The organism is Pseudomonas sp. 7-41 (assembly GCF_021233075.1).
Lineage (GTDB): Bacteria > Pseudomonadota > Gammaproteobacteria > Pseudomonadales > Pseudomonadaceae > Aquipseudomonas > Aquipseudomonas veronii.
Map to the genome: position 1 here is coordinate 2,247,895 of NZ_CP089551.1, position 16,329 is coordinate 2,264,223.

The following is a 16,329-nucleotide window of genomic DNA, read 5'->3' on the forward strand; positions in this document are numbered from 1 at the left end:
GCTGGTATCGAGCAGGCAAAAAAAAGCCATTCGAGCGCGTCGAATGGCTTTTTTACCGCGCGCTGCGCTTATTCGGCAATCTGCAACTTGCGCGATTCCGTATAGATGTAGCGCACCTTTTCGTACTCGAACGGCGAGTTCAACTGACCGTAGCGGAAGCTGGTCTGGTAACGCTTGTCGACCACGCGCAGGGCCCAGATCTCCGGATGGTTGGAGCTGACTTCGGAGACGTTCAGGAAGTTGATCTGCGATTCGGCGCTGTAGTCGACCACCAAGCCGCTGGTATCGCGCAGGTTCGATGGGCCCAGGATCGGCAGCACCAGATAGGCGCCGCCAGGCACGCCGTAGAAACCCAGAGTCTGGCCGAAGTCTTCGCTCTGGCGCGGCAGGCCCATGGCGGTAGCCGGGTCCCACAGCCCGGCAACGCCGATGGTGGTGTTGAGCAGCAGGCGCCCGGTGGTTTCCAGGGAGCGGTGACCCTTGAGTTGCAACAGGCTGTTCAACAGGTTGGGCACATCGCCCAGGTTGTTGAAGAAATTGCTTACGCCGGTACGCAGGAAGCTCGGCGTGACGTAGCGGTAACCGTCGACCACCGGCAGGAACACCCATTGGTCGAAGCGGTAGTTGAAGTGGTAAACGCGACGGTTCCACGATTCCAGCGGGTCGTACACGTTGAGGGCGGTCAGTGACGAGCGTTCGAACTCGCGCTGGTCCAGGCCCGGGTTGAACTTGAGCTTGCTCAGCGGCTCCTTGAAGCCGTCGGCACCCACGACGGTGGGCGCGTGCGCCTTGCTGTTGTCGGCATTGGCCACGCTTGCGCACATCAGGGCGGCAAGCAGCAGAAGATATTTAGCCACGGAAAAACTCCAGCATGGCGTCGGCGTTGACGCGGTAATTGAGGTTGCCGCAATGGCCGCCCAGCGGGTAGACAGTCAAGCGATCGCCGAAGGTTTGACGCAGGAAGCCGAGGTCGCCCGGGCCGAGGATCACGTCGTCGGCGTTATGCATGACGGCGATTTTCGGGCTGGTGTGCAGGTAGTCCTTGAGGGCGTACAGGCTGACCTGATCGACCAATTGCAACAGGCTGCCGCCATCGGAACGGGCGCGCCACATCGGGATGACCTGTTCGGTGAGGTAGCAATCGAAGTCACATTGCAGCGCGCGCTTGAGGAACGGCGTGAGGCTGGTGCCTTCGGTGATCGGGTACTTCGGCGGGATGATCAGGCCGCGGCGGTTGATCAGGTCCGAGGTGAACGCGATGTCGGCCGCCGAAAAACGGAACGTGGTGCCGATCAGCATGGCCATCTGTTCGTTGGTCAGGTGCTGCTTGGAGTTCTGGAAGTCGTAGAGCAGGGCGTCGTTAAGGTCGATGTAGCCCTTTTGCTGGAAGTAGCGGGTCAGCTTGTTCAACACCAGTTCATAAAAGGTCGTGGTGTTGTTGATGCCCTTGACCTCGGTCTGCACCAGCTTGTCGAGGTTGGTGATCGAGGTGTACAGGTTGACCGGCGGGTTGAGCAGCAGCACTTTCTTGAAGTTGAAGCTGCGGCGGGTTTCGTCGAGCTTGCTGACAAAGGCCGCATCCAGCGCACCGAGGCTGTAGCCGCTGAGGTAAAAGTCGGTGACCGGCAGTGAGGCGTTCTGCGCACGCACTGCTTGCATCACGCGGTACATGTCTTCGGCGTCTTCCTGGGTGATACCCGGCGTGGCGAAGCGCGAGGCGGCGCTCATGAAGTCGAAGCTGGTCGGCGATGACAGTTGCACGACGTGGTAGCCGGCCTGGTAGTACAGTTTTTTCAGGTATTCGTTAATGCTGCTGTCAAACCGCGCACCGGTGCCCGAGATCAGGAAGATCAGCGGTGCGGCGCGGTCTTGCTTGGCGATGCGGTAGGTGAGTTTCTTCACTGCCCAGAAGTTGTCGGGCAGGCTGAACTCGCGCTCGGGACGCATGTTCAGGGTGTAGTCGGACTGGTTGATTTCGTCGTCGCTCGGCAAGCTGGGCCGAAGGTCAGGCGGCGTGGTGGCGATGGTCGCTTCGAACGGGTTGGTCAAAGGGAAGCCATAGCTGGCCTGGTCGATGTCGACGGCCAGTGCTGACGCACTCAAAAAAAGGCTGCCCAGCAAGGCAGCGCAGCGCAAGGAACGGAGCATGACTTAATCCCTAAGAGGAAACGTGCTGAATGAAGTTCGCAGGCTATGACCACCGCGTTGCCACCGAAGTGCCAGCCATCGGCACGAAAAGTCGGATAAAAAACGTCGGAGTCGGGGTAATAGTAGGCAGAAGATACACTTTGCCGCGTATTGATGGACACTTATCTGCGTACACATCTTGCTAACGGCCACCGGGGGATTAAGCTGAGCGCCGTTTTTGCCTATCGGAGTGCTCCATGTCCCGCCGCTTGCCGCTGACCCTACTGCTCATTGCCTTGCCATTATGGCTGGCCGCCAGTTATGCCGCGCGTTATGGCTTCATGGAGGATGGCCGGTGGGTCGGCATTTGCGCGGATGAAGCCAGCCGCTGGGAATGCCAGGTGCGTTCGAACCTGGGCTTGATGATTCACTTCCAGGTGATGGGCTGGGCTGCGCTGATCGCGTCGGTGCTGGCGTTTTTCGTGCCGGGCCGTGCGGGGAGGGGGTTGGCGGTGCTGGGGCTGGTGTTCGGGTTGCCGGCGTTGGCGTTGTACAACACCACATTTGCGGTGTTTGCGGTGGTGATTGCCGGGTTGCGCTTGGTCCGCAAGTCACGGGCGGCCTGATAGGGCCAATCGGGGGCAAGTCGAATCGTCGCACCGCCCCTTCCACATGGGAACGCATTCCAAATGTGGGAGGGGCTTGCCCCCGATGGCACTCTTAAGCCTTGCGCATCCGCAAGCACCGCCACAAAGCCACAACCATCAACCCACTGACCAGCGCCCAACTCCACGCCTGCTGGTTCAACAGACCTTCGCGGAACAGCTGCGGCGCAATGCCGGCACCGATGATAAAGGCCAGTAGGGCAATTTCCCGCCGTGGCCCGGTCACCGGGCGAATCAGATAGACCAGTGCAGGCAGCACCAGCGCCGCACTTGGGAAGCTGCGGTAGCGCGGGTCAAACACCAGCGCCAGCATCATCACCGCGCCAGCGAACCCGGCGATTGCCACCAGCCAGCCCGCGCGCGGCTCCAGCCAGTTGAACGCCCGCTCGCGCCAACCCTCGCGGCTGCTCAAGGCCAGGGCCGCATGTGCCAGTACCAGCAGGTTCAACGCGACCAGCAGCCCCGCCCACACCCATTCATCATTGAAGCGTGCGGTTACGCGGGTCAGTTCGGCCCAGGTGCCGATGGAACAGGCGGCGACGGCCCCGAGCAGCGGCAGCAGCCAGGCGGCGCGCACGCTGCGCACTCGCCCGCCGAGCGCCAGGGTGCCCAGCAGGATGAGTCCACCGACTCCCAGCCACAGTGGCCAGTACGGTACGTTGGTCACTGGGCCTGCGAGGATGCCTTTGTCCTGGCGATCGGCATCGAACAAGCCCCAGTAGCCGCCGACAGCGCCTTCACTGGCACGCTTCCACGGCTGGTCGAAGGCTTCGATCAGGTTGTAGTGCCAGCCATTGGCTTCGGCCATGGCCACGAAACCGCGCATGAACTTGGCCTCATTGACCCGGCTCGGCACCGCGGTTTCACGCTGGCGGCCTTCGCTGGGCCAGCCGGTCTCGCCGATCATTACGTCCTTGGGCGCGAATTTATTGCCGAAGGTCTGGCGCACGTCACCGACATGCTTGAGCGCCTGGTCGATTCCCGAGGGGGCGTCTTCCCAGTACGGCAGCAAGTGGATGGTCAGGAAATCCACCGCCGGGGCAATTTCCGGGTGTTGCAGCCAGAACTCCCAGACGTCGGCATACGTGACCGGCTGCTTGATCTGGCTTTTGACCTTATGGATCAGCTTCACCAACTGTGCGGCCGTGACTTCCTTGCGCAGCAGGGTTTCGTTACCGACGATCACCGAAGTCACCACGTCGGCGTTGGCGTTGGCCGAGGCGATCAAGGCGTCGACTTCTTTTTCGGTGTCGACCGGGTTGCCGTTGACCCAGGCGCCGATCATCAGTTTCAGCCCATGCTTGCGCGCCAGGTCCGGCAAGGCTTCCAGGCCGGTCATGGAGTAGGTGCGGATGCATTCGAAGCGGGTGGCCAGCAGGGCCAGGTCGGCGTCCATGCGCTCGGGGCGCAGCTTGAACGGCTGGTCGAACGGTGATTGGTCCTTGTCGAACGGTGTGTAGGAGGCGCATTGCAGTTTGTGGCTGGCGCTGGCCACGTCCGGCAGCACCACTGGCCGGCCGAGGCCATACCAGTACCCGACCAGCGCAAGCAGGCCGAGGATCAAGGCGAATAAATAGGGCAGGGCAGGGAAGCGGGCAGTTGCGGGCATGGTCGGCTTATCTGGGGAGCAAAGGCGCGCATCTTACCCGGATTTGTCGCGTCCCAGTGGGGCTGCATGATTTAGACATGCAAAGTTCGGGCGGGGTATGAGGTGAGCGTCCCATAACAGCGCTAGCTGGCGATGTGATGTCGTTTCTTGCTTACCTGAGGTCGCTGACAGAGCAGGACAAAGGCCCCGGCAGGTTGATGATCGAAGTATCAGCACTCCACTGATGTCGTTGCCGCCGGATCGATGCGCGTGAAGGGGGCGTGGCGCACCACATAACAACAGGTTGACGTCGCTCGACATCCGTCGGGCGCAGCACTTTCGGGGAAGTACGATGAAGATGCGACGACTCTTGGGCGCAGTTGCCACTCTGGTAGTTGCGATGAGCTCCACACTGGCCAGCGCCGACAGCAAAACCCTGAGCATCGGCTACGTGGACGGTTGGTCCGACAGCGTTGCCACCACTCATGTGGCGGCAGAGGTGATCAAGGCAAAGCTCGGTTATGACGTCAAGTTGCAAGCGGTCGCCACCGGGATCATGTGGCAGGGTGTTGCCACCGGCAAGCTCGACGCCATGCTCTCTGCCTGGCTACCCGTGACCCACGGTGAATACTGGGCCAAGAACAAGGACAAGGTGGTCGACTACGGCCCCAACTTCAAGGATGCGAAGATCGGCCTGATCGTGCCGGAGTACGTCAAGGCCAAGTCCATCGAAGACCTCAAGACCGACACCACCTTCAAGAACAAGATCGTCGGTATCGACGCCGGTTCAGGCGTGATGCTCAAGACCGACGAAGCGATCAAGGCCTATGGCCTGGACTACAAGCTGCAAGCCAGCTCCGGTGCCGCGATGATCGCCGAACTGACCCGCGCCGAAGACAAGCAGGAATCCATTGCAGTCACCGGGTGGGTGCCGCACTGGATGTTCGCCAAGTGGAAACTGCGGTTCCTGGACGATCCAAAAGGGATCTATGGCGCTGCTGAAACCGTCAACAGCATTGGTAGCAAGGGCCTGGAGAAGAAAGCCCCGGAAGTCGCGGCGTTCCTGAAGAAATTCCAATGGGCTTCCAAGGACGAAATCGGTGAAGTCATGCTCGCCATCCAGGAGGGCGCCAAGCCCGATGCAGCCGCCAAGGACTGGGTTGCCAAGCACCCTGAGCGGGTTGCCGAGTGGCTCGCCAAGTAACCCCCCTTTGATGTAACCCCTTGTGGGAGGGGGCTTGCCCCCGATTGCGATGGATCAGTCAGATCATCAGCGACTGACACACCGCAATCGGGGGCAAGCCCCCTCCCACATTATTATTTTCGCCGCCCGCAAATGTTTCTGCGCCCTCGCAAACCCTCGCTACACTCCCTCTAATACTAAGGTCGTCTGGAACCTGCCCCGTAGCCGCATACAGTGGCTATTGTTTCAATAATAACAAAGCTGTGCTGCGAGGATAAAAACAATGAACGACAGCATTTACCTCTCGATTCAAAACAGCCCGCGCTTCAAGGAGCTGGTTAGAAAAAGGGAAAGGTTCGCCTGGATTCTCTCGGCGATCATGCTAGGGCTTTACTCCGGATTCATCCTGTTGATTGCCTACGGGCCACAATTGCTGGGGGCTAAGATCAGCTCCACTTCGTCCATCACCTGGGGAATCCCTATCGGTGTCGGGCTGATTCTATCGGCCTTTGTCCTCACTGCGATCTACGTGCGACGCGCCAACGGCGAATTCGACGATCTGAACAATGCGATTCTCAAGGAGGCTGCGCAATGATCCGTCGTCTATTCGCTGTACTGGGTGCTTCGGTCTTCGCGCCTGCTATATGGGCGGGGGAGGCGTTGACCGGTGAAGTGCAAAAACAACCGCTGAATATTCCAGCGATCCTGATGTTCGTGGTCTTTGTCGGCGCGACGTTGTGCATTACCTACTGGGCGTCCAAGCGCAACAACTCGGCGGCCGACTACTATGCGGCCGGCGGCAAGATCACCGGTTTCCAGAACGGCCTGGCGATTGCCGGCGACTATATGTCGGCCGCGTCCTTCCTGGGTATTTCCGCACTGGTATACACCTCCGGCTACGACGGCCTGATCTACTCGATCGGCTTCCTGGTGGGCTGGCCGATCATTCTGTTCCTGATTGCCGAGCGCCTGCGTAACCTGGGCAAATACACCTTTGCCGACGTGGCGTCCTACCGCCTCGGGCAAACCCAGATCCGTAGCCTGTCGGCTTGCGGTTCGCTGGTGGTGGTGGCGTTCTACCTGATCGCGCAGATGGTAGGCGCGGGCAAGTTGATCCAGCTGTTGTTCGGCCTTGATTACCACGTAGCGGTGATCATGGTGGGTGTCCTGATGTGCCTGTACGTGCTGTTCGGCGGCATGCTGGCGACCACCTGGGTGCAGATCATCAAGGCTGTGTTGCTGCTGTCCGGCGCCACGTTCATGGCAGTCATGGTGATGAAGCACGTCAACTTCGACTTCAGCACGCTGTTTTCCGAGGCGATCAAGGTTCACCCTAAAGGTGAAGCGATCATGAGCCCTGGCGGTTTGGTGAAAGATCCGGTCTCCGCGTTCTCCCTGGCCCTGGCACTGATGTTCGGTACCGCCGGCCTGCCGCACATCCTGATGCGCTTCTTCACCGTGAGCGACGCCAAGGAAGCGCGCAAGAGCGTGTTGTACGCCACTGGTTTCATCGGCTACTTCTACATCCTGACCTTCATCATCGGTTTCGGCGCGATCCTGCTGGTCAGCACCAACCCGGCGTTCAAGGATGCTGCAGGCGCCTTGCTCGGTGGTAACAACATGGCGGCGGTTCACCTGGCCAACGCGGTGGGTGGCAGTATCTTCCTGGGCTTCATCTCGGCTGTGGCGTTTGCCACCATCCTCGCGGTGGTTGCGGGCTTGACCCTGGCCGGTGCTTCGGCGGTGTCCCATGACCTGTATGCCAGCGTGATCAAGAAAGGCAAGGCCAACGACAAAGAGGAGATTCGCGTCTCGAAGATCACCACTATCGCCTTGGCGGTGCTGGCAATCGGTCTGGGTATCCTGTTTGAAAGCCAGAACATTGCGTTCATGGTCGGCCTGGCGTTCTCTATCGCTGCCAGCTGTAACTTCCCGGTGTTGCTGCTTTCCATGTACTGGAAAAACCTCACCACCCGTGGCGCAATGATTGGCGGCTGGCTCGGGTTGGTCAGTGCCGTGGGCCTGATGGTCCTGGGGCCGACCATCTGGGTGTCAATCCTGCATCACGAAAAAGCCATCTTCCCGTATGAGTACCCTGCGCTGTTCTCGATGTTCATCGCGTTCGTCAGCATCTGGTTCTTCTCCATCACCGACAAGTCGGCGGCGGCAGTCAAGGAACGGGCACTGTACTTCCCGCAGTTTGTGCGTTCGCAGACTGGCCTGGGGGCGAGTGGGGCGGTTTCTCACTAAGGTTGTAGCTTAATAGGAAATGCCCCGGTCGATAGGCTGGGGCATTTTTTTTGGCTGGAGTTTTGTGGTGTCTGGGCCATTGCTATCGGGGGTAAGCCCCCTCCCACAGTTGATTGCATTCCAAGGTGGGTAGTTGGTCAGGTTTGGGGGGCTTAATAGGAAATGCCCCGGTCGATAGGCTGGGGCATTTTTTTGGCTGGAGTTTTGTGGTGGCTGGGCCATTGCTATCGGGGGCAAGCCCCCTCCCACAGTTGGTTGCATTCCAAGGTGGGTAGTCGGTCAGGTTTGGGGGGCTTAATAGGACGTGTCCCGGTCGATAGGCTGGGGTTTTGTGTTGACTGGGCTAGTGTCATCGGGAGCAAGCTCCCTCCCACATTCGACCGGGTATCTATCTTGGAATGCAGTCGGATGTGGGAGGGGGCTTGCTCCCGATAGCTGAATTTCAGACAAAACAGTTTCTTGGTTCCTGCACAAATAAAAACGGCCTCCATGAAGGAGGCCGCTTTTTTATTGCGCGTCGGTCAGATGCTTACTTGCGATCTTCCAACTTGGTAATGTCACGCGACTCGTAGCCGGTGTACAGCTGGCGCGGGCGGCCAATCTTGTACGGGCTGGAGAGCATTTCTTTCCAGTGGGAGATCCAGCCCACGGTCCGCGCCAGGGCGAAGATCACGGTGAACATGCTGGTTGGAATGCCGATCGCCTTGAGGATGATCCCCGAGTAGAAGTCGACGTTCGGGTACAGCGAGCGCTCGATGAAGTACGGGTCGGTCAGAGCGATCTCTTCCAGGCGCATGGCCAGTTCGAGTTGCGGATCGTTCTTGATGCCCAGTTCCCTCAACACTTCGTCGCAGGTTTTCTTCATGACGGTGGCGCGCGGGTCGCGGTTCTTGTAGACCCGGTGACCGAAGCCCATCAACTTGAACGGATCGTTCTTGTCCTTGGCCTTGGCGATGTATTTGTCGATGTTCGAGACATCGCCGATTTCATCGAGCATGGTCAATACGGCTTCGTTCGCACCGCCGTGGGCAGGGCCCCACAGCGCGGCGATACCGGCGGCGATACAGGCGAACGGGTTGGCACCCGAAGAGCCGGCCAGACGCACGGTAGAGGTGGAGGCGTTCTGCTCGTGGTCGGCATGGAGGATGAAGATCCGGTCCATTGCCTTGGCGAGCACCGGGCTGATCGGTTTGATCTCGCACGGGGTGTTGAACATCATGTGCAGGAAGTTTTCCGCGTAAGTCAGGTCGTTGCGCGGGTACATCATGGGTTGCCCCATGGAGTACTTGTAAACCATTGCGGCCAGGGTCGGCATCTTGGCAACCAGGCGGATCGCGGAGATTTCGCGATGCTGCGGGTTATTGATGTCGAGGGAGTCGTGATAGAAGGCCGACAGGGCGCCGACCACGCCGCACATGACGGCCATCGGATGGGCGTCGCGACGGAAGCCGTTGAAGAACGTCTTCAACTGCTCGTGAACCATGGTGTGGTTCTTTACAGTACTGACAAACTGGGCTTTCTGCTCGGCGGTTGGCAACTCGCCATTTAGTAGCAGATAGCAGGTTTCCAGGTAGTCCGATTTCTCAGCCAGTTGCTCGATCGGGTAGCCCCGATGCAGCAAAATGCCATTATCGCCATCAATATAGGTAATCTTCGACTCGCATGAGGCGGTCGACATGAAACCTGGGTCGAAAGTGAAACGGCCCGTGGCCGTCAGGCCCCGTACGTCGATAACATCAGGACCAACGGTGCCGGTTAAAATGGGCAGCTCGACGGGGGCTGCGCCCTCGATGATCAACTGCGCTTTTTTGTCAGCCATGTGGCCTCCTATTTATGCTTCAAATCATCAGACAGACCCCCCACGCAGGGCCCGCACCACTATAGTGAGATAAATTCAGATGTCAATTTGCCTAAAGTCTTGCCCCAGAAGGCTTTAACCGGACTTTTTCCTCGAAATTTACCGCCATTTACGCCTTTTATCCTGCCAACGCAATGCGCTATTAGGGTGAGGTCAGCGCGTTGTCATTAGTAACCTAACTGTCTATACTCGGCCACCGACCGCCAAGGGCTTTTGGGCTTGCTTTCATTGGGGGTCGCACTCCCTGGGTGGTGTTACCTGACCAGTCCGCTCCCCAACAACTTTGCCCTGATTGTTAGGGGCTCTTCAGTGTGAAAAAAAGCCGTGAATAGCCAACGACCTGTAAACCTAGACCTAAGGACCATCAAACTCCCCATCACCGGCGTTACGTCGTTCCTGCACCGTGTTTCCGGCATCATCCTCTTCCTGGGCCTGGGCTTCATGCTTTATGCATTGAGCAAATCCCTGGGTTCCGAGGAAGGTTATGCCGAGGTGAAGGCATGCTTGACCAGTCCGCTGGCCAAGTTCGTAGCATGGGGCCTCTTGTCCGCTCTGCTGTATCACTTGGTAGCCGGCGTGCGCCACTTGATCATGGATATGGGCATCGGTGAGACGCTGGAAGGCGGCCGCCTGGGCTCGAAAATCGTCATCGCCGTTTCCGTGGCGCTGATCGTTCTGGCAGGAGTTTGGATATGGTAACCAGCGTAACGAATCTGTCGCGTTCGGGCCTCTATGACTGGATGGCACAGCGTGTGTCTGCGGTCGTTCTCGCGGCTTATTTCATTTTCCTGATCGGATACCTCGTCGCCAATCCGGGCATCGGCTATGAGCAATGGCATGGCCTGTTTTCCCACAATGCGATGCGAATCTTCAGTCTGCTGGCCCTTGTAGCCCTGGGCGCTCACGCCTGGGTCGGCATGTGGACCATTTCGACCGACTACCTGACGCCGATGGCGCTGGGCAAGTCTGCGACAGCAGTACGGTTTCTCTTCCAGGCAGTATGCGGCGTCGCGATGTTCGCTTACTTCGTCTGGGGTGTGCAGATTCTTTGGGGTATCTGATCCATGGCTAACATTCCAACTATTTCCTTCGACGCCATCATCATTGGTGGCGGCGGCGCCGGCATGCGCGCAGCGCTGCAACTGGCTCAGGGTGGTCACAAGACTGCCGTGATCACCAAGGTGTTCCCGACGCGTTCCCACACCGTATCGGCCCAGGGTGGCATCACCTGCGCCATCGCCTCCGCCGACCCGAACGATGACTGGCGCTGGCACATGTACGATACCGTCAAGGGTTCCGACTATATCGGTGACCAGGACGCTATCGAATACATGTGTCAGGAAGGCCCGGCCGCCGTGTTCGAGCTGGACCACATGGGTCTGCCGTTCTCGCGTACCGAGCAAGGTCGTATCTACCAGCGTCCATTCGGCGGTCAGTCGAAGGATTACGGTAAAGGCGGCCAGGCTGCCCGTACTTGCGCCGCGTCCGACCGTACCGGTCACGCGCTGCTGCACACCCTGTATCAGGGCAACCTGAAAGCCGGCACCACGTTCCTGAACGAGTACTACGCGGTTGACCTGGTAAAAAACCAGGACGGCGCATTCGTCGGCGTGATCGCTATCTGCATCGAAACCGGTGAAACCACCTACATCCGCGCCAAGGCTACCGTTCTGGCGACTGGCGGTGCAGGTCGTATCTACGCCTCGACCACCAACGCATTGATCAACACCGGCGACGGCGTTGGCATGGCGCTGCGTGCCGGCGTGCCGGTGCAAGACATTGAAATGTGGCAGTTCCACCCAACCGGCATCGCCGGCGCCGGTGTACTCGTCACCGAAGGTTGCCGTGGTGAAGGTGGCTACCTGATCAACAAGCACGGTGAGCGTTTCATGGAGCGTTATGCTCCGAACGCGAAAGACCTTGCCGGTCGTGACGTTGTAGCCCGTTCCATGGTCAAGGAAATCATTGCCGGCAACGGCTGTGGCCCGAACGGCGACCACGTGCTGCTCAAGCTCGATCACCTCGGCGAGGAAGTGCTGCACAGCCGCCTGCCAGGTATCTGCGAACTGTCCAAAACCTTCGCGCACGTTGACCCGGTGGTTGCTCCGGTTCCGGTTGTTCCGACTTGCCACTACATGATGGGCGGCGTGCCGACCAACATCCATGGCCAGGCAATCACCCAGAATGCCGACGGCGTGGACGAGATCATTCATGGTCTGTTCGCGGTGGGCGAAGTGGCTTGCGTATCGGTACACGGCGCCAACCGTTTGGGCGGCAACTCGCTGCTCGACCTGGTGGTCTTCGGCCGCGCTGCCGGCCTGCACCTGGAAAAGGCGCTGACCGACGGCATCGAATACGATGACGCTACCGACGCCAACATCGAAGCTGCCCTGGCGCGTCTGTCCGCTCTGAACGAGCGTACCGAAGGCGAAGACGTGGCTACCCTGCGTCGCGAGCTGCAAAGCTGCATGCAGAACTACTTCGGTGTATTCCGTACCGGCGAATACATGCAGAAGGGTATTGCCCTGCTGGCTGACCTGCGCAAGCGCATCGCCAACGTCAAGATCAACGATAAGAGCCAGGCGTTCAACACCGCTCGTATCGAAGCCCTTGAGCTGCAAAACCTGTTGGAAGTGGCTGAAGCGACTGCGATTGCCGCCGAGGTTCGTAAAGAGTCCCGCGGTGCTCACGCTCGTGAAGACTACGAAGACCGTGACGATGAAAACTGGCTGTGCCACACCCTCTACTTCCCGGGTGAAAAGCGCGTCACCAAGCGTGCCGTTAACTTCTCGCCGAAGACGGTTCCGATGTTTGAACCGAAAATTCGGACTTACTAAGGGTGGCTGCCATGTTGAAAGTCAGTGTGTATCGCTACAACCCTGATCGGGACGCTGCGCCGTTCATGCAGGAATTCCAGGTCAATACCGGTGGTAAAGACTTGATGGTGCTGGATGTGCTGGCCCTGATCAAAGAGCAGGACGAAGGGTTCTCCTATCGTCGCTCTTGCCGTGAAGGTGTTTGCGGCTCCGACGGCATGAACATCAACGGCAAGAACGGCCTGGCGTGCATCACGCCGCTGTCCGCCGTGGTCAAAGGCAACAAGCTGATCATTCGTCCTCTGCCAGGTTTGCCGGTTATCCGTGACCTGGTCGTCGATATGAGCATCTTCTACAAGCAATACGAGAAGGTTAAGCCATTCCTGCAGAACGATACGCCGGCTCCGGCCATCGAGCGTCTGCAGTCCCCGGAAGAGCGCGAGAAGCTCGACGGTCTGTACGAGTGCATCCTGTGCGCTTGCTGCTCGACGTCGTGCCCGTCCTTCTGGTGGAACCCGGACAAATTCCTGGGCCCGGCTGCTCTGCTGCAAGCATATCGCTTCCTGGCAGACAGCCGTGACACCCAGACCTCCGAGCGTCTGGCTTCACTGGATGACCCGTTCAGCGTATTCCGCTGCCGCGGGATCATGAACTGCGTCAACGTATGTCCTAAAGGCCTGAACCCGACTAAGGCCATTGGTCACATCCGTAACATGCTGCTGCAAAGCGGCGTGTAATTGACGTTGTAGCAAAGCAGGACCGTTGTGCCCGTAAATGCTACGGCGCAGGCTTCAACCGGCGCCGTAGTCTTAACTTGAGCAGCGACTTACAAAGCCGCGGCTCTTATTTTGAAGAAATGAGACAAGCAGGGGCATTCGGGTTGGTACCCGAACTATCAGCGTGATCCTAAGTGGCTTGTTTTGGTCGCTGCACTTGGCCTTTTGCAAGCAAACTCGGTGTCGCCGCCGGTGGTGTCCCCAAATCGAGGGTGACCAAGCATGCAAGAAAGCGTGATGCAGCGCATGTGGAACAGCGGCTATCTTTCAGGTGGTAACGCTGCCTATGTGGAAGAGCTTTATGAGCTCTACCTGCACGACCCTAACGCTGTGCCAGAAGAATGGCGCACCAAATTTCAGACGTTGTCTTCAGACGGCAACGCTGCCACCGATGTATCGCACGCAACAATTCGCGATCAGTTCGTGCTGCTGGCAAAGAACCAGCGCCGCGCCCAACCGGTTTCCGCCGGAAGCGTGAGCAGTGAGCATGAGAAGAAGCAAGTTGAAGTACTGCGACTGATCCAGGCCTACCGTATGCGCGGCCACCAGGCGGCCCAGCTCGACCCGCTGGGGCTCTGGAAGCGTCCTGCACCTGCAGACCTGTCGATCAATCATTACGGCTTGACCAATGCCGATCTTGATACGACCTTCCGTGCCGGAGACCTGTTCATCGGCAAAGAGGAAGCGAGCCTACGCGAAATTCACGAAGCGTTGCAGCAGACATATTGCCGCACCATTGGCGCTGAGTTCACGCACATCACCGACTCCGAACAGCGTCACTGGTTCCAGCATCGCCTGGAAGGCGTGCGTGGCCGTCCGGTGTTGTCTGCCGATGTGCGCAGCCACCTGCTTGAGCGCGTGACCGCAGCCGAAGGCCTCGAAAAATACCTGGGCACCAAATACCCGGGCACCAAGCGTTTCGGCCTGGAAGGCGGCGAGAGCCTGATTCCGATGCTCGACGAGCTGATCCAGCGTTCCGGCTCCTACGGCACCAAGGAAATCGTGATCGGCATGGCCCACCGTGGCCGTCTCAACGTGCTGGTCAACACCTTCGGCAAGAACCCGCGCGACTTGTTCGACGAGTTCGAAGGCAAGAAAAAGGTCGAGCTGGGTTCCGGTGACGTTAAATACCACCAGGGCTTCTCGTCGAACGTGATGACCACCGGCGGTGAAGTTCACCTGGCCATGGCCTTCAACCCGTCCCACCTGGAAATCGTTTCTCCAGTGGTCGAGGGTTCGGTGCGCGCTCGCCAGGATCGTCGTAACGACGCGACCGGTGAGAAGGTTCTGCCGATTTCCATCCACGGCGACGCGGCATTCGCCGGTCAAGGCGTGGTCCTGGAAACCTTCCAGATGTCGCAGACCCGCGGCTTCAAGACCGGCGGTACCGTTCACATCGTCATCAACAACCAGGTGGGCTTCACCATCAGCAACCCGTTGGACGCGCGTTCCACCGAGTACGCCACCGACGTTGCCAAGATGATCCAGGCGCCGATCCTCCATGTGAATGGTGATGATCCGGAAGCCGTGCTGTTCGTGACCCAACTGGCTGTCGACTACCGCATGCAGTTCAAGCGTGACGTGGTGATCGACCTGGTTTGCTACCGCCGTCGCGGTCACAACGAAGCGGACGAACCAAGCGGCACCCAGCCGTTGATGTACCAGCAGATCACCAAGCAGCGCACCACCCGTGAGCTGTACGCCGAAAGCCTGACCAAGGCCGGTGTGGTTGACGAAGCGCGTGTTCAGGCGAAAGTCGACGAATACCGCAACGCGTTGGACAACGGTCTGCATGTTGTAAAAAGCCTGGTCAAAGAGCCGAACAAAGAGCTGTTCGTCGACTGGCGTCCGTACCTGGGCCACGCCTGGACTGCGCGTCACGATACGTCGTTCGATCTGAAGACTCTGCAGGAACTGTCTGCCAAGCTGCTGGAAATTCCTGACGGCTTCGTCGTACAGCGCCAGGTCGCGAAGATCTACGAAGACCGTCAGAAGATGCAAGCCGGCGGCCTGCCGATCAACTGGGGTTACGCCGAAACCATGGCGTATGCGACCCTGGCGTTCGAAGGTCACCCGATCCGCATGACCGGCCAGGACATCGGCCGTGGTACGTTCTCGCACCGTCACGCGGTTCTGCACAACCAGAAAGACGCAGGCACCTACATCCCGCTGCAACACCTGTACGAAGGCCAGCCACGTTTCGACCTGTACGATTCGTTCCTGTCCGAAGAAGCCGTACTGGCGTTCGAATACGGTTACTCGACCACCACGCCTAACGCGCTGGTGATCTGGGAAGCCCAGTTCGGCGACTTCGCCAACGGTGCCCAGGTGGTTATCGACCAGTTCATCACCAGCGGCGAGCACAAGTGGGGCCGTCTGTGCGGTCTGACCATGCTGCTGCCACACGGTTATGAAGGTCAGGGTCCGGAGCACTCCTCGGCCCGTCTGGAGCGTTACCTGCAGCTGTGCGCCGAGCACAACATCCAGGTGTGCGTGCCGACTACCCCGGCCCAGATCTACCACTTGCTGCGTCGCCAGGTCATTCGCCCGCTGCGCAAGCCGCTGGTAGTGCTGACGCCGAAATCGCTGTTGCGTCATAAATTGGCCATCTCGACCCTGGAAGATCTGGCGGAAGGCTCGTTCCAGACCGTTATTCCAGAAATCGATACACTGGACGCGGCCAAGGTCACTCGCCTGATCCTGTGCAGCGGCAAGGTCTACTACGATTTGCTGGAAAAACGCCGTGCCGAAGGCCGCGAAGACATCGCCATCGTGCGTATCGAGCAGCTTTACCCGTTCCCGGAAGATGACCTCATGGAGATCATCGCGCCTTACACCAACCTCACTCATGTAGTGTGGTGTCAGGAAGAACCGATGAACCAGGGCGCCTGGTACAGCAGCCAGCATCATCTGCGTCGCAGCATTGGTAACCACAACAAGGCCCTGGGCCTGGAATACGCCGGTCGCGATGCTTCTGCCGCGCCTGCCTGTGGTTATGCATCGATGCACGCCGAGCAGCAGGAAAAACTCCTGCAAGATGCTTTCACTGTTTAACGCCTTCGCGCT

General features: G+C 59.0%; 13 protein-coding genes. 9 read left to right on the plus strand and 4 right to left on the minus strand.

Annotated elements, in window-relative coordinates:
- Positions 1–68 precede the first annotated feature (68 nt).
- Both LQ249_RS10205 and LQ249_RS10210 read right to left on the minus strand, forming a co-directional pair.
- The gene (locus tag LQ249_RS10205; protein ID WP_046384201.1) at positions 69–857 is read right to left on the minus strand and encodes an MlaA family lipoprotein; all 789 of its coding nucleotides are present in this window, start codon (positions 855–857) and stop codon (positions 69–71) included.
- Positions 850–2,148, minus strand: a complete 1,299-nt coding sequence (locus tag LQ249_RS10210) for a serine/threonine protein kinase (RefSeq protein ID WP_046384200.1) — start codon at positions 2,146–2,148, stop codon at positions 850–852. The genes LQ249_RS10205 and LQ249_RS10210 overlap by 8 nt, the downstream gene beginning before the upstream one ends.
- 236 nt (positions 2,149–2,384) lie before the next feature.
- Here LQ249_RS10210 and LQ249_RS10215 point away from each other — a divergent pair, with 236 nt between their 5' ends.
- Entirely contained in the window at positions 2,385–2,753 is a 369-nt protein-coding gene (locus tag LQ249_RS10215; RefSeq protein ID WP_232566435.1) for a hypothetical protein, read from the plus strand.
- 94 nt (positions 2,754–2,847) lie between these two features.
- Here the strand turns inward: LQ249_RS10215 and LQ249_RS10220 are convergent, their stop codons facing one another.
- A complete protein-coding gene (locus tag LQ249_RS10220; RefSeq protein ID WP_177030009.1) occupies positions 2,848–4,401 on the minus strand; it encodes a glycoside hydrolase family 17 protein in 1,554 nt (517 codons plus the stop codon).
- 331 nt (positions 4,402–4,732) lie between these two features.
- On the opposite strand from LQ249_RS10220, the gene LQ249_RS10225 reads away from it, so the two are divergent.
- From LQ249_RS10225 to LQ249_RS10235, 3 genes are all read left to right on the plus strand, one after another.
- Positions 4,733–5,584 (plus strand): glycine betaine ABC transporter substrate-binding protein, encoded by an 852-nt coding sequence (locus LQ249_RS10225; RefSeq protein ID WP_057003706.1) that lies wholly within the window; start codon positions 4,733–4,735, stop codon positions 5,582–5,584.
- A gap of 262 nt (positions 5,585–5,846) precedes the next feature.
- Positions 5,847–6,158: a DUF485 domain-containing protein gene (locus tag LQ249_RS10230; RefSeq protein ID WP_017846760.1), complete on the plus strand. Its 312-nt coding sequence runs from the start codon at positions 5,847–5,849 to the stop codon at positions 6,156–6,158.
- Complete coding sequence (locus tag LQ249_RS10235) at positions 6,155–7,813, plus strand: cation acetate symporter (RefSeq protein WP_128192191.1); 1,659 nt, start codon at positions 6,155–6,157, stop codon at positions 7,811–7,813. Before LQ249_RS10230 ends, LQ249_RS10235 begins: the two co-directional genes overlap by 4 nt.
- Positions 7,814–8,342: 529 nt before the next feature.
- Here LQ249_RS10235 and gltA read toward each other — a convergent pair.
- Positions 8,343–9,632 (minus strand): citrate synthase, encoded by a 1,290-nt coding sequence (gltA, locus tag LQ249_RS10240; protein ID WP_017846762.1) that lies wholly within the window; start codon positions 9,630–9,632, stop codon positions 8,343–8,345.
- A 363-nt stretch (positions 9,633–9,995) separates the two neighbouring features.
- On the opposite strand from gltA, the gene sdhC reads away from it, so the two are divergent.
- The 5 genes from sdhC to LQ249_RS10265 all read left to right on the plus strand — a co-directional run bounded on the left by sdhC (position 9,996) and on the right by LQ249_RS10265 (position 16,317).
- A complete protein-coding gene (sdhC, locus tag LQ249_RS10245) occupies positions 9,996–10,370 on the plus strand; it encodes a succinate dehydrogenase, cytochrome b556 subunit (RefSeq protein WP_017846763.1) in 375 nt (124 codons plus the stop codon).
- Complete coding sequence (gene sdhD, locus LQ249_RS10250; RefSeq protein WP_017846764.1) at positions 10,364–10,732, plus strand: succinate dehydrogenase, hydrophobic membrane anchor protein; 369 nt, start codon at positions 10,364–10,366, stop codon at positions 10,730–10,732. Before sdhC ends, sdhD begins: the two co-directional genes overlap by 7 nt.
- Before the next feature lie 3 nt (positions 10,733–10,735).
- Positions 10,736–12,508 carry a succinate dehydrogenase flavoprotein subunit gene (sdhA, locus tag LQ249_RS10255; protein ID WP_017846765.1) on the plus strand — a complete coding sequence of 591 codons (1,773 nt, stop codon included), beginning with the start codon at positions 10,736–10,738 and terminating at the stop codon, positions 12,506–12,508.
- Between the two features lie 11 nt (positions 12,509–12,519).
- Complete coding sequence (locus LQ249_RS10260) at positions 12,520–13,224, plus strand: succinate dehydrogenase iron-sulfur subunit (protein WP_017846766.1); 705 nt, start codon at positions 12,520–12,522, stop codon at positions 13,222–13,224.
- A 261-nt stretch (positions 13,225–13,485) separates the two neighbouring features.
- Positions 13,486–16,317 (plus strand): 2-oxoglutarate dehydrogenase E1 component, encoded by a 2,832-nt coding sequence (locus tag LQ249_RS10265; protein WP_046384197.1) that lies wholly within the window; start codon positions 13,486–13,488, stop codon positions 16,315–16,317.
- The last annotated feature ends 12 nt before the right edge of the window (positions 16,318–16,329 follow it).

Bases quoted from the DNA above. Each gene is read 5' to 3' on its own strand.
- LQ249_RS10230 (WP_017846760.1), top strand. From the start codon at position 5,847: ATGAACGACAGCATTTACCTCTCGATTCAAAACAGCCCGCGCTTCAAG.
- LQ249_RS10260 (WP_017846766.1), top strand. From the start codon at position 12,520: ATGTTGAAAGTCAGTGTGTATCGCTACAACCCTGATCGGGACGCTGCG.
- LQ249_RS10225 (WP_057003706.1), top strand. From the start codon at position 4,733: ATGAAGATGCGACGACTCTTGGGCGCAGTTGCCACTCTGGTAGTTGCG.
- LQ249_RS10265 (WP_046384197.1), top strand. From the start codon at position 13,486: ATGCAAGAAAGCGTGATGCAGCGCATGTGGAACAGCGGCTATCTTTCA.
- sdhD (WP_017846764.1), top strand. From the start codon at position 10,364: ATGGTAACCAGCGTAACGAATCTGTCGCGTTCGGGCCTCTATGACTGG.
- gltA (WP_017846762.1), bottom strand. From the start codon at position 9,632: ATGGCTGACAAAAAAGCGCAGTTGATCATCGAGGGCGCAGCCCCCGTC.
- LQ249_RS10210 (WP_046384200.1), bottom strand. From the start codon at position 2,148: ATGCTCCGTTCCTTGCGCTGCGCTGCCTTGCTGGGCAGCCTTTTTTTG.
- LQ249_RS10235 (WP_128192191.1), top strand. From the start codon at position 6,155: ATGATCCGTCGTCTATTCGCTGTACTGGGTGCTTCGGTCTTCGCGCCT.
- sdhA (WP_017846765.1), top strand. From the start codon at position 10,736: ATGGCTAACATTCCAACTATTTCCTTCGACGCCATCATCATTGGTGGC.
- LQ249_RS10220 (WP_177030009.1), bottom strand. From the start codon at position 4,401: ATGCCCGCAACTGCCCGCTTCCCTGCCCTGCCCTATTTATTCGCCTTG.
- LQ249_RS10215 (WP_232566435.1), top strand. From the start codon at position 2,385: ATGTCCCGCCGCTTGCCGCTGACCCTACTGCTCATTGCCTTGCCATTA.